We start from the raw sequence: 13,009 nt of genomic DNA, 5'->3' as shown, positions 1-13,009 counted from the left end.
GATGTGTGCTGAGGAAAGGAATGGTTTATGAATAATATACAAAACAGTCTCTATAGTTTATTTGACACCCAAGGTGTGAGTCTTTCAAAAGAATACAAGGATTGCATTGAGAAATATTTAGTATCTGATTTGTCTTTCACTTCTGAGATGATGAATGGTTTGGCTCGAACTATTTTTCAAAATAAAAAGATGATGGCTTACTACCTTTTACACAATGCAATCGATGAGGCTAAAGGTGCGGCAAGGTTACGAATGATCGCAGAGCGGTATGCAGATGATGAATTAAGGCCGCTTATGTTGCGTCATTATAACGATGAGATGAATCATTCTACGTTGTTTGCCAGCCTTATCCCTTTTACTGGGTACGAGACAGAAACGCATGAACATGAAGTTCAATATGAGTTAGATAAAGTCATGAACTTTGACGATGAGCTTAAGACATTCCTGTTTAGGGTTCACTCTATTGAAATACGTTCATGGCGTTTACTGTTACTGCATTTGGCGATCATCGATGAGTCTGACGATGATTACATGAAACAAATGCGTCCAACGATTCAAAAAATCTTAGAAGATGAAATGCAGCATGTGTGTTACACCGGGAAATATGTCAGTCGTTGGTTACATGCTGAGCCACACTTAAGCAAAGTTTTTGTTGAGTGCATTACCCACACGAATAAAGAAACATGGGAAGACCTCTCTTCGATGGCTTTATTCATGCGCGATCATATTCATGATTTTCTTTTAGAATCGGCGGTTTAAATGACTCTCTGGCTTAGGCTTTTAACATCGCGGAGCTCATTCGCGATGTTGGTTATCATCGCTATCGCGTCAGTGATAGCGAATACTGGATGGCGAGTCGTGATGAATAACTTCGCTGTCGACACTGTTGGTATGACCGGGGCTGATGTGGGTGTATTGCAGAGTGTCAGGGAAATCCCAGGCTTGCTCTCATTTACCGTTTTGTTTCTGTTGTTCATCGCTTCAGAACAAAGAGTCGCTGTACTGTCGGTTGCAATATTAGGGCTAGGCGTTGCCGTGACGGGGTATCTGCCTTCGATTTATGGCTTCTATTTCAGCACGACGATCATGTCTATTGGTTTCCATTATTTAGAAGCGGTGAACAAATCACTCTCAACACAGTTGTTAGCGACTGAGAACTTTAGTGAATCAATGGGAAAGATTCGCTCTGCCGCCTCATTCTTCTCGATGGTGACTTTTCTATGCATTATGGTCGCGAGCTATCTTTTTGACGTTTCAGATAAGGCCATTTTCTTTACTTGTGGAGCAATATGTTTCTGGCTAGCGATGTACTTGGTCACGTTTAAAAATACTCATACAGAGGTTAAACAACACACTAAACTCATTGTCCGACGTGAATACACGACCTATTACATTCTTACCTTTTTGAGTGGAGCAAGAAGACAGATCTTTGTGGCATTTGCTGGCTTACTTATGGTGACAAAGTTCCATTATACGATTGCGATGATGGCCGCTTTATTTATGGTATCCAGCTTAGCAGCAACTCTTGCTCTACCTTATGTTGGGAGATTTATCGACCGAGTCGGAGAGAGGCTAGCTTTGATCATTGAGTATGCCGCGTTAGTGTTGGTGTTCCTATCTTACGCATTTGTGGATGATCATTATGCGGCAGCGGGGTTGTATGTTGTCGACAGTATCATTTTTAGTTTTGCGATCGCTTTGAACACCTACTTTAAAAAGACAATTCGGGAAGATGAAGTGGCTTCAACGGCGAGTTTGTCATTCACCATCAACCATATTGCAGCGGTGTTCCTACCATTTCTGTTGGGAATCATCTGGATGTCTGGTTATCAATGGGTGTTTGTTTCTGGAGCAGTGATTGCTTTGATTAGTCTGTTGGTTTCGTTGACTATGGGAACGCAGCTTCATCAGCGAATTAATGGATTCGATAAGCTACAGAAACAATAGCGACACTCATTTATCTCACTGGTTTGATAGATAAAACAAGGCCTCGCGATTGCGAGGCCTTTTTGCGTTCTTACTAAAACTAAATATTAATCGAGCTTAACGAAAACTCGGGATAATCGCTGGTATGCCCGGTAGAAGGCCAACCAGCGCCATTACACCACTTAGCACAATAAACATAATGCCAGGCAATACCCAGCGGCTCATTTTACTCAGTTCACTACTACGTTCTTTACAACCGACTAAGCCTAAGTTGTCCAACAGCATGGTGAGAGCCCAACCAAATGCAGGGTTAACGAGCGCTGAAGAAAATACAACAATCGCTGCCGACTGTGTGGTTTTTCCTTCACGCGTCATTTCCATTCCAGCTTCTAGCAATGGCACAAATACCCCAACAATCAGCGCCACACACAGTACAGGTTGCCAGATAGCTAAATCCATCGGGTAACCCCAAACTGCGGCGATGATACAGAACAGAGCTGTGAGCAGCGCGCCAGCAGGAATAGGGCGTTTAGCTATCGCCGCGGGTACGATGTAAGTACCCCATGAAGATGTAAAGTTAGTACCACCGAGCAGAGAACCGAACGTTTGACGAATTGAAGCCGTGGTCATGGTGTCGTCGATGTTCATATGTACTTTTTCGGTACGCTCTGGGTAGCTGATCTTTTGGAATACTTGATGGCCTAAGAAATCTGGCGACCACATCGCCACGGCTAGAATCGCAAACGGCAATACCACCATGAAGTGTTCAATCGTCGGTAAGCCAAGCATCCAGCCTGTATCTTCTCCCCACCAATACATAGGGTTCATGTTAGGTAAGCCTGGCTCAGTGTGGAAAGCGAATGGGGCACCCATGGCAAATGCAATCGTACCGCCTAGCAAGCAGCTAAGAGGGACAGCTAGCCAACGCTTACGGAAATGTTCCAATAATGCGTACAAAATAATGGTGCAAAAGATCACGACAAAAGCAATGTGGCTCATACCGATTCCTTCAGCCCAAGCGAAAAGCTTTTTCACTTGAGAGGCGGTTCCAACAAAGCCGAGGTAGAGCAATAAGCCGCCACACACGCCTTTACTGGTGAGGTTGGCCAACATGCTGCCACCTTTACTGATGGCTAAGATGAGGCCAAAAGCGCCAATCAACAGGCCAAACGCCATCGGGTGTCCACCTGCTGCAACCACAATCGGAATCAAAGGGATAAGTGGGCCGTGGGTCCCTGCGAGGTTTGCAGTCGGCAATAAAAAGCCAGAGAAAATAATAATGAAAACAGAGGCGATGAGGAGTTCATAACGAACGTTTTCTAGAATGAAGTCTTCATTTAATCCGAGAGCCCCAGCAAAGGTGGCTGCAATAGCGCCCACCATAACCACTTTACCAATGGTCGCCGCCATCGCTGGGATGGTGTCTTCTATCTCAAATCGATAATCTTTAAACGGCAAATTTGGACGCCAGCGCTTAGGCGACATGATTTGCAATTCGTGTTCTAGATACTGTTCTCGGGACTCAAACTCTGAGCTTGGTTTATGTTGTTGTTCATAGGTGACTTCATCCTCATTGGCTTGAGGCTTCTCAGTTTTTATATGTGCGGACTCTAAAGTAGTGCTCATTTTGATTCCTTTCGTTCACACTCTTAGGTGTGTTATTCCAACAAACGTTGTTGACTCACGGTATGAAGTGCAAACAATGCGTCAACTTATAATTAAAAACTCATTAACATTTAGTTGTTAGTACCTTATACCAAACCCAAAAAAACAAATAGACTCAGTCGGTTAGACATTAGTCGTAGAGTCGGACGACGAGTATTAGACCCTGTAGATAGTATGTGTCTGGTTATTTGTAGTCCCTTAATTTCTCCCACGTTCTGCACTTGATAGTGATAGAATCTCCGCATTAGAGTTATCGAGAAACTAGGTATTTATAAACAATGTTTATCCATCACGTAAATGGCATCGACTGGCTGGTAATTACAGCCTTTGAAGAACTGAAAACTATGTTTATCGAAGATGCAGGCCCAATCCCAGCTTGCTTTTCTACCGCCAGCGAGTTGAGCCTGATTGATCAAGCCAAACGCAGTTATGGATTTTTGCCTAAACTCCGCGGTGTGATCACCGATACCGGCACTTTTCAAAGTAGAGATATTGAAGAAGATTTGAACCCACAGCTTGCGTGTATCGTTGAAGGGCGTGGTCGGGTTTTTATCTATCACGGCGACTACGTGGCTTTTGTCGATGACGAGCAAACCTTCATTACCCGTATGGACTGAGAGTGATTCAGTGAGTTGAGATCGGCGAATTGGTAAATCGGCGAGTTAGCCCACCTAGAATTTAAAACTAAAGGATTAATATGATGGCAAAAACGATCTCATTGGTACTTGGCAGTGGTGGCGCAAGAGGCTTGGTTCACGTTGGAGTCATCCGCTGGTTAATTGAGCATGGCTATCAGATAAAATCCATTTCTGGCTGTTCAATTGGCGCACTTATCGGTGGTGTCTACGCTGCGGGCAAGTTGGATGAATTTGAAGAGTGGGTCACCAGTATCGACCAAGGTGATATGGCGATGTTGTTGGACTTTTCATGGCAGTCGAGTGGTATGTTCAAAGGGGACAAGATCATCGACACTCTGCGTGGACTGATCGGCGAGATTTCAATTGAAGATCTGCCCATCCCTTATACCGCAGTTGCCGCTAACGTCGCCGATGAAAAAGAGGTTTGGCTGCAATCAGGTTCTCTGTTTGATGCCATTCGCGCCTCTATCTCTTTGCCACTGTTCTTGACCCCTCACGTTATCAATGGAGAAGTGCTGATTGATGGCGGCGTTCTTAATCCCGTACCGATTGCGCCTACCTTTGGTGATAATACAGACTTTACACTGGCTGTGAATTTAGGTGGTGAACCTGAAATGGTTAAACAGGAAGTGATACCGGTTTCCCTGCCGACAAAAGAGAGCAACCTGCATGAGAAGGTTGTGCATTTTATCGATAACCTCGGTAGCAGTGTAAAAAGCAAAATGAGCTTCAACTTTGCTTTTTACGATATTGCCAACCAAGCATTTGATGCGATGCAATCGACCATTGCTCGCCAAAAGTTGGCCGCTTACCCCGCCGATATCACGCTTGAGATCCCACGCAATGCTTGTGGCACCCTAGAGTTTGATCGCTCACAAGAGATGATCGACAGAGGCTACCACTTAGCACAGGCTAAACTGGGCAATCGACTTTAATGTATTTGCTGCTGAATGAGGGTAACTATGGAAACTGAACTCAAACTATCTGAACTCAAAGAATTGGTCACAACAAAAGATGTCATCGTGCTCACCAGCATAGAAGAGCCTGCTGTATCTTGGTTGATAGATTGCTATCAAGAGAATGCTGATATCCAAATTATCGAGAACGCACATCAACTCGATACTGAAGCGATTTTGGCGCAATGCCGAAACAGCCTGAGTGAAAGTAAAAAGGTCATACTTACTGCGCAGTTTCGTAGTCAACTGCCTATCATCAATATCGCTTCACTGTGTAATGAGCAGCGCAAATCATTGATCAATATTGAGCTATCAGGCTGGGATGAAGACAAACGCGTTCCTCATTCTTACAGTAGTTTCTAGCTTATATTTGTTGCTAGCTTATATTTGTTGCTAGGTAACTGCAGTTTTTAGGTAACCGACAGCGTCTCTATAACCAGAGCAGTTCAACACAAGGTTGATCAAAGCGGTTAAGTCAGTGTCCGGAATTTGTTGACCACTACAGGGTGGTTGTATCGAATCAGGAGTAGAAAAGTCTCTTGAGATTTTACTTGTCTAAATTGTGCTTAATTATTTGTTCCACCACACCATTCATCGTCTTTGAGCTAATCTCCGGTTTCAAATACAAGGAATGATACTCAACTCCTGTTCGGTCTATATAGGCTGCTTGTAAGCCAGCGGATAGCGCACCATGAGTGTCCCAATCATGAGTAGCGACAAGACGAAGGTTTTCGACAGGCTCTTTTAAAGTTTCGGCTGCAAAGTTATACACATCTGAATTGGGTTTGAAACTGCCTGTTTCTTCAACGGAAATGACGGTGTCGAAATAATCTTCTAAGCCTGAGTTCTTGATTTGAGAAGTGATGAGATCGAGGGATGAGTTGGAAAAAGCGACGGTTTTAAACCCGTTCTCGCGCAATTTGAGCAAAGACGCTTTGATATCTGTGTGCGGTGGTAGATTGGCAAAAGAAGTTAACAAGGCACCTTTGCTTTCCGCCGTTAAATCACACTTGTACCGTTGTGCAATAGCGTTGAGCGCTGCATTCGCTAATTCAGAAAAAGTAGATTTTACGTTTGTTGCGATGCAAACCGTTGAAGAGTGTAAAAGCTTTGAAAACCAAAGTGATAATGCATCCTCCTTTCCAAACACCGCTTTAAATTTAGGCTGTAATGACTCCAAATTTAAAACCGTTTCGTTTATATCAAAAAGTATCACTTCTTTTTTCATGCAAAGCCCCCAGATTTAATTGAATTTTATGCTTACATAATCTGCTCTGACGATATGGTTTTCAACCTCCATTCAAGTAACTAAAGCTTTGCTCTCTAATTTGAAAAGAAGCTGGAATGCGTCAACGACAACCCGCCAACTCAAATCTGGCGTTGCTTTATGAGTATCATGCAACGCCAAATCTGAAACGATTTAGCTTAATTTGCGGCTTCGATGGTGCCTTTGAAAGTGCTGTCTAAAAAGTCATTGATCTCTTGTGAGTGGTAAATTGAGATAATCTTTTTATACGTTTCATTATTTTTGTCTTCTTCTCACGCCGCAACAACCATCACTGCTAAAGGTGCGTCTTTTTTCTCTAAGTAAATGCCTTGTTTCTTAGGGTCGAGTCCAGCCGACATTACATAGTTCATGGTGATTGCAGCAGCATCTACATCGTCAAGAGAGCGGGGTAGCTGCGCGGCATCCACTTCAACAAATCGAATGTTCTTCGGGTTGCTAACAATATCGTTTAAAGACGCGTTGAAACCAGCGTTGTCTTTTAATGAGATCAGCCCTGCATCTTCAAGCAGTAATAGTCCACGCCCGCCATTCGTTGGATCGTTTGGAATCGCGATTCGAGCGTTTTCGGGAATAGAATCAAGCGAAGTGTACTTGTTCGAGTAAACGCCCATACGCATCAAAATTGAACGTCCGATAGAAACTAACTGGCTATCGTGATTGGCATTAAAGTTATCGAGGAATGGCTGATGCTGGTAACTGTTCAGTTGGATACTTCCATCATCTAATGCTGCGTTAGGGGTGATATAGTCTGAGAACTCGACGAGTTCAATGTTTATCCCTTGCTTTGCTGCTTCTTTGGCAACAGTTTGTACAACTTGTGCATGTGGGCCAACTGTCGCCCCAATCTTGATGACAGCCTCGTCTTTTTTTCCACATCCTGTTACACCGAATACGAAAGCTAATGCCAACAGGGATGCTGTGATTTTTTTGTAGCTGTTCATGATAACTCCATTTAATAAATAAAAGACATGTAGACGTCTAGCTATCTATATTATCTATTTGCGCGATCGGGTCAATAGGTTTGTTTGAAGCGAAGTTACATTGATGAGCGGTTAAGTCAGTGAATCAACGAGGCTTCTGTACGTGAGACTCGACCGACAATCCCCTTCTAACCCCCTTGGTTTACATCTCAAACCTATTGTTGGTAATGGGAAAAGGGAGGAACTGATTACCGACCAACAAAGGCCTCGCGAGTGCGAGGCCTTTTGGGTTTTGTAGGGAATAGGGCAGTCACTCGGAATCTAAAGAAAACGGGTTCAGTAAAGCTAACTATTAAGAAAGCTTTTGGTTAAAGAACTCAAGTGTACGTTTCCAAGCTAACTCTGCTTCTTCTTCAGCATAGCGGCCAGTTGAATCGTTATGGAAGCCATGGTTCACGCCGTCATAGATGTAAGCTGTGTAGTCTGCTTCGTTCTCTTTGAGTTCGGCTTCATAATCTGGCCAAGTCGCATTCACGCGTTTATCGATTCCCGCAAATTGGATGAGCAAGGGGCCTTTTACATTTTTTCTTAAATCTGGTGCGGCAGGAGTACCATAAAATGGAACGCCTGCATCGAGTTGCTCTGGCATGACAGCGGCCAACATATTCACGATATAGCCACCGAAGCAGAAACCGACTGCGCCTAGCTTACCGTTACTTTTTTCATGGGACTTCAAGAAGTTTGCCGCTGCGATAAAGTCTTCTTCGATTTTCTCTTTTGATAGCGACTTCTGCATCGTTCGACCTTCATCATCATTACCTGGATACCCGCCAAGCGAATAGAGTGCATCAGGTGCAAACGCAATAAACCCCGCCGCTGCGAGTCGTCTTGCCACATCCTTTATGTATGGATTGAGGCCTCTATTTTCATGAATGACCAATACAACAGGCGCATTGCCCTCTAACTCTTTGGGTACAACCAAGTAACCATAGCCTTCGCCGTGTCCTTTAGGTGAAGGAAACTTCTCGTAGGTTGCTTTGATGGAAGGGTCATTGAAAGAGACTTGCTCTGCCTGCGCATAATTAGGAATCAGTGCAGAAGTTAGCGTCGTCATGGTTAAGCCAAGTACAGCTAGCCCAGATAGACGAGCCATAAACTCTCTGCGATCAATCAGGCCGTGTGCATATTCGTCGTACCAATCAAATGCTTCTTGAGGGATAGATCGAGTCGGCGTTGATTGAGATTCGGTATTTGGATTCATAACTTTTCCTTGTTGTGAGTTGTTTGACCAATCAACTATAGTGGAAAATTTGATATAATTGAACGATCGCTCAACAACTTTTGAGCTATTTGTTATATCAAAGTACAAAAATTAGATGACAGTCCGATAAAACGATCACTTCGAATCGATTTCCATCGCTTTGGTTTGTTTTACGGAGCAATTCAATACAAGGTTGATTTGAGGGTTAAGTCAGTGAAGTCGGGTGTGATGATTGTTTGTTTTTAGGGAGGCTCTAAATCGAAGTTGGGCACATTAGAGCTAGGCGTATTTTCCGCAGACATGGACAAGTAAGTTTCAATGCAAAAAGCTTGATTTTACTCTGGTATAATCTTTCTCATAGGGACGACCTTAGCGTTATCAGAACCTTCTTGATGAGAGATAAAATAGATGTTGAAACTTCTGCGTCAGATAAAAAAATGGAAACTTGTAACGTTTGGCTTACTGATGCTCATTGCCGCTTTTTTTATCTACAACCAGTTCGGGAACCGTATGTCCCGTGTCGACGAGGCAAAATTTCTAATCGGCCAACTGAATACTGTTTTGGATGCCGCTGAGCAATATTCTCGTGATAATGGCTCTCTGCCTCCTATTGCTTCTGATACCGATACGAACTTCGGCTACTTAAACATCAATCACTTAATTGCAAATCCGGGCTTATCCACATGGAAAGGGCCGTACCTACCTTATGATGATACATGGATAGGTGGCGATCAGTACATCGACCACCCAGATTACATAGCAACGCAATTACTGCTTAAGGAAAAGGATAGTCTTTGGATAAGAGGAAGCTCCGAGACAGGTTGCGAATCGTCATCATCCACTTGCTCTGTTGCAGCTTGTATCTGGTTGGTACCAACAAAAGTCGCACAAGAAATTAATAAGATTGTGGACGGCAGTTCGAGTATAGAAAGCTCAGATGCGACAGGAAAAATACGTTACGAAAAAGCTTTTGGTGGCGCTCTTATCTGTATGATTGGAGATGATTATCCAATGCCTTCAGCACAGACAAATTAAGTCGTTTCTAATTACCTCACTGGCAACTTGGTCTTAGTTTTTACCTGACCGAAGGCGAAGCTGGATTCAATAGAAGCAATATTAGGCAGGCGAGTTAGTTGTTTACGGATGAACTGCTCGTAGCTTTTTAGCGATTCACTGACTACATGCAATAGGTAGTCGTGATTGCCCGTCATCAGAAAACACTCTAACACCTCGTCAATCACTTCAATGTGCTGCTCAAAGTCTCGCATGTTCTCTTCTGTCGGCTTTTCAAGTTTCACCAACACAAACACATTGACTGGCAGGCCACACGCTTCTTGGTCGACACTGGCGTGGTAACCACGAATTATCCCTTGTTTCTCTAATGCTCGAACTCGGCGTAAGCAAGGAGAGGGCGACAGTGCCACTCGATCGGCCAACTCTTGATTAGACAGCCGAGCGTTGTTTTGCAGTTCAGCCAGTATTTTCTTGTCGATCTCATCCATTAGCATATTCCATCAATATTGAGTTTAGTTTGGCAATATTATTGCTCAAAGTGTATGTCTTACTTCGCAAATAGCAATTTTTAACATCTGCCCAAAACTAAAATTAAAGGAGGAACAACAAGCATGGAATGACTTAGGAATTATGAATACTTCAACTCAACTTAGCCCGCTGCGTAAAACGACCAAACACGAACAAGCAGAAGCCCTTGCGATTGAGCAAGCAAAACATTTTGGTATCGACCCAAACAGTGATTACGGCGTCACGCTTATCGAACTGGCGACGACGCTGTACAAAGCCAATACCAAGACACACGACCTTTGGGCACTGACGGTTGATGGACTTTCAGAACTCGACAAGAGTGACCGAATCGCTTGGTTTAACGCCAAACGCTTCTTGTCATTCCAGATAGCTAAGATCCTCGATAATCTGCAAAACCCAATGCGCGCCACTTACCAGTCTATTGCCACCAATAATGGTAATTTTGCGTCTAAAGGTGCGTATCCAATTTTCGATAATGTCGCTGCTATATTTTCTGCAAGCCCTGTGATTACACGTACCGCGACCTATTTGTTTGCGTGTACAGAATGGATTGAAGATGCGTTTAACGGTAAAGAGCCGTTGCACGATATATATTCTCGACTGCTTAACCCTACATCGATTTCACTGGCTAACCATATGGTTGATATCGAGGCAGGCTCTAGAGCCAACGAATACCTCGCATGGAACTTTAACTCGGGTATGGCGGCTATTGATGGGTTGTTGAGCCATTTGCTCGGGCATGAAGATATAGTCTTAGCTTCACGTAATATCTACGGCGGTTCTTACCAGTTGTTGGAAGATTGGTTTGGGAAACCGTCTAACCTAAATGTCGCGGTGGAGTGGGTGGATGGTTACTCAGGTGATGAGTTTGCGACTCGCCTAGATGAGGTTGCCGATAAATACGCAGATCGCATCGCTGCAGGTAAGAAAATCTACGTTTACCTAGAGTCACCGTGTAACCCGCATGGATACGTGTTGGATGTTGCTAGCATCAGTAAAGCTGGTCACTCTCGTGGTTGGGATGTGATTGTTGACTCAACAGTGGGTACACCATTGTTGCACCCAGTACTAAAACGTGACGATGTGATGGAAAGACCAGATTATGTGATTCACTCCTACACCAAAGAACTGGCGGGTTCTGGCACCACAACTGCTGGGGTTGTGATTGGTCGCAATGAGACTATGTTTGTGCCAAAAGGAGAGGAGGTCACTTTCACCAAGCCCAACGGTGATGAGGCCAAAATCCTATGGAACGAAACGCTGTTTTGGAATGTGTACTACATTAAGGGTGCATTCCTAGATGCAGATAAAGCGTTTGAAGTGCTCAATGGTATGAAAACGTATGAGATGCGAGTGGTGCAGAAAACGATTAACACCCTGACTCTGGCAAAGATCTTTGATGCTCACCCTGACATCAATGTGTCGTGTCCTGCTTTGCCAGATAGTGATAACTATGAACACTGCCAGAACAACATGTACTTGGGGCTACCAGCGGCGCTTTTCACTATCGATATGGAAGGCAATGGCGACCGTGCGCCAATCAATCGAGATGGCTTCAAACAGTTCTTCGACATGCTTGAGCCCGCTATCGGCATGCAAGTAAGTTTAGGGCAAACCAATACAGTGGCGCTGTGTCCAGCACTGACTACGCACTCAGAACTCAGTGATGAAGCGCTCAATGAAGCCGGTATCAAACCGACGACAATGCGTATCTCTATCGGCTTGGAAGATCCTCGAATGTTCATTGCTCATATTGTCGAGGCGGCTAAATTGTCGATTGACCGCAACCACGTAGATTTCTCATCCAGCTTCCCGAGTGGTGACAATATCGATGAAATCTATATGCAAACTTATATGGATGTACACCAGAAGTTTGTGAAAAGCTTGCCGAAGTTCAGTCAGCTGAGTCAGTAACTTAGGTCAGTAAGGAAAGCTAACAAGAGAAGTCAGCGAAGTAGGTTAGCTGTAAACGTTAAATGAAAAACGTAAGGCCTCGCATGTACGAGGCCTTTTGGTTTTCGAGTAATAACATAAACCAATCTAGAATAAATCTTAGAAAAATGCATCGATGAATCACCTAATAGCCTTTAACTCGTAGAATATGGGTAATTCATTTCTTATAACATAAGGCAAATATGAGTGGAAAAAGTAGTTTTTTGGACAACACTGATGTTGAGCACTTTTTCCACTCAATGAAGCTGCAATTAACGTTGGCTAGGGTCCTTTAATTAAAGACGCTATCGCCCCAAAACTCGGCGCACTAGCCACGATTTTTCTCTTCACTCCTCGTTTTTTAAGTATTGTGTCTATCTCGGTTTGGTGAGAATGCTCAAAAGACATGATGGCGTGAGGTTTGGAACAATATTGCTCTATCGTTGTTGGCGGTGTTTGCTTTTGAGGATTGTAAAAACAGACCTCTTGGTCAGAAAACAACTTAGTTTGAATTAAATCCGACTCGTTACTCATTAGTTCAGGTGACAAAACAAAATCTACATCGCCAGACCTAAGTAATGAAGCCCACTGAAGTTGAGTTCTGGCTGGAGCTATGTGCAGCGAACTCATCGGCGCTGCTTTCTGGAAAGCATGAAACATAGGTTTTATAACGGTTTCTATTTCATAGTCGTTAGCCGCGATGGAAAAAACTTTATCATCTATTAGTGGGTTGTATTGTTGTGAGCTTGCGAAGGCTTGCATCGCTATTACGATTTCTCTGGCTTTTTCAATAAGTTCTCCCGCCTTTGGCGTAGGCGCGATGCCTCTTCCTGAAGTGACAAACAATTCATCTTTTATGGATCAGGTCGCTGCTTTAAGTA

12 protein-coding genes and 1 pseudogene are annotated in these 13,009 nt (G+C 43.7%); 7 read left to right on the top strand and 6 right to left on the bottom strand.

What is annotated here, in order from left to right:
• Nucleotides 1–27: 27 nt before the first annotated feature.
• Together F0229_RS01820 and F0229_RS01815 are read left to right on the top strand one after the other, a co-directional pair.
• Nucleotides 28–759 carry a GTPase gene (locus F0229_RS01820; protein WP_065583531.1) on the top strand — a complete coding sequence of 244 codons (732 nt, stop codon included), beginning with the start codon at nt 28–30 and terminating at the stop codon, nt 757–759.
• Between the two features lie 45 nt (nt 760–804).
• Nucleotides 805–1,947: an MFS transporter gene (locus F0229_RS01815; RefSeq protein WP_171732116.1), complete on the top strand. Its 1,143-nt coding sequence runs from the start codon at nt 805–807 to the stop codon at nt 1,945–1,947.
• A 96-nt stretch (nt 1,948–2,043) separates the two neighbouring features.
• Here the strand turns inward: F0229_RS01815 and F0229_RS01810 are convergent, their stop codons facing one another.
• Nucleotides 2,044–3,552, bottom strand: a complete 1,509-nt coding sequence (locus F0229_RS01810) for a DUF3360 domain-containing protein (protein ID WP_171732115.1) — start codon at nt 3,550–3,552, stop codon at nt 2,044–2,046.
• Nucleotides 3,553–3,869: 317 nt separating this feature from the next.
• Here F0229_RS01810 and F0229_RS01805 point away from each other — a divergent pair, with 317 nt between their 5' ends.
• From F0229_RS01805 to F0229_RS01795, 3 genes are all read left to right on the top strand, one after another.
• Nucleotides 3,870–4,208 carry a hypothetical protein gene (locus tag F0229_RS01805; RefSeq protein ID WP_017059071.1) on the top strand — a complete coding sequence of 113 codons (339 nt, stop codon included), beginning with the start codon at nt 3,870–3,872 and terminating at the stop codon, nt 4,206–4,208.
• Nucleotides 4,209–4,291: 83 nt separating this feature from the next.
• Nucleotides 4,292–5,164, top strand: coding sequence for a patatin-like phospholipase family protein (locus tag F0229_RS01800; protein WP_017070388.1), 873 nt, complete (start codon nt 4,292–4,294; stop codon nt 5,162–5,164).
• 15 nt (nt 5,165–5,179) lie between these two features.
• Nucleotides 5,180–5,548, top strand: coding sequence for a hypothetical protein (locus tag F0229_RS01795; RefSeq protein WP_171732114.1), 369 nt, complete (start codon nt 5,180–5,182; stop codon nt 5,546–5,548).
• Between the two features lie 184 nt (nt 5,549–5,732).
• On the opposite strand, the gene F0229_RS01790 is transcribed toward F0229_RS01795, so the two are convergent.
• The 3 genes and pseudogenes from F0229_RS01790 to F0229_RS01780 form a co-directional block, all read right to left on the bottom strand.
• Entirely contained in the window at nt 5,733–6,413 is a 681-nt protein-coding gene (locus F0229_RS01790; RefSeq protein ID WP_171732113.1) for a haloacid dehalogenase type II, read from the bottom strand.
• Between the two features lie 197 nt (nt 6,414–6,610).
• Nucleotides 6,611–7,414: pseudogene (locus F0229_RS01785) on the bottom strand (MetQ/NlpA family ABC transporter substrate-binding protein).
• Between the two features lie 331 nt (nt 7,415–7,745).
• On the bottom strand, nt 7,746–8,654 hold the full coding sequence (locus F0229_RS01780; protein ID WP_017059076.1) for a dienelactone hydrolase family protein: 909 nt from the start codon (nt 8,652–8,654) through the stop codon (nt 7,746–7,748).
• A 408-nt stretch (nt 8,655–9,062) separates the two neighbouring features.
• Between F0229_RS01780 and F0229_RS01775 the strand changes: the two genes are divergently transcribed.
• A complete protein-coding gene (locus F0229_RS01775) occupies nt 9,063–9,689 on the top strand; it encodes a type II secretion system protein (RefSeq protein WP_171732112.1) in 627 nt (208 codons plus the stop codon).
• An 11-nt stretch (nt 9,690–9,700) separates the two neighbouring features.
• Here F0229_RS01775 and F0229_RS01770 read toward each other — a convergent pair whose 3' ends face one another.
• Nucleotides 9,701–10,156 (bottom strand): Lrp/AsnC family transcriptional regulator, encoded by a 456-nt coding sequence (locus F0229_RS01770; protein ID WP_017059083.1) that lies wholly within the window; start codon nt 10,154–10,156, stop codon nt 9,701–9,703.
• Between the two features lie 142 nt (nt 10,157–10,298).
• Between F0229_RS01770 and F0229_RS01765 the strand changes: the two genes are divergently transcribed.
• A complete protein-coding gene (locus F0229_RS01765; protein ID WP_017065908.1) occupies nt 10,299–12,110 on the top strand; it encodes a PLP-dependent transferase in 1,812 nt (603 codons plus the stop codon).
• Nucleotides 12,111–12,410: 300 nt separating this feature from the next.
• On the opposite strand, the gene F0229_RS01760 is transcribed toward F0229_RS01765, so the two are convergent.
• Nucleotides 12,411–12,974: a LysR substrate-binding domain-containing protein gene (locus F0229_RS01760; protein ID WP_253820958.1), complete on the bottom strand. Its 564-nt coding sequence runs from the start codon at nt 12,972–12,974 to the stop codon at nt 12,411–12,413.
• Between the last annotated feature and the right edge of the window lie 35 nt (nt 12,975–13,009).

It is taken from the genome of Vibrio sp. AIC-3 (genome assembly GCF_013114515.1).
GTDB classification, from domain to species: Bacteria; Pseudomonadota; Gammaproteobacteria; order Enterobacterales; family Vibrionaceae; genus Vibrio; species Vibrio crassostreae_C.
Note: the sequence above shows the minus strand (reverse complement) of the source record. Positions and strands in the feature narration are given on the sequence as shown.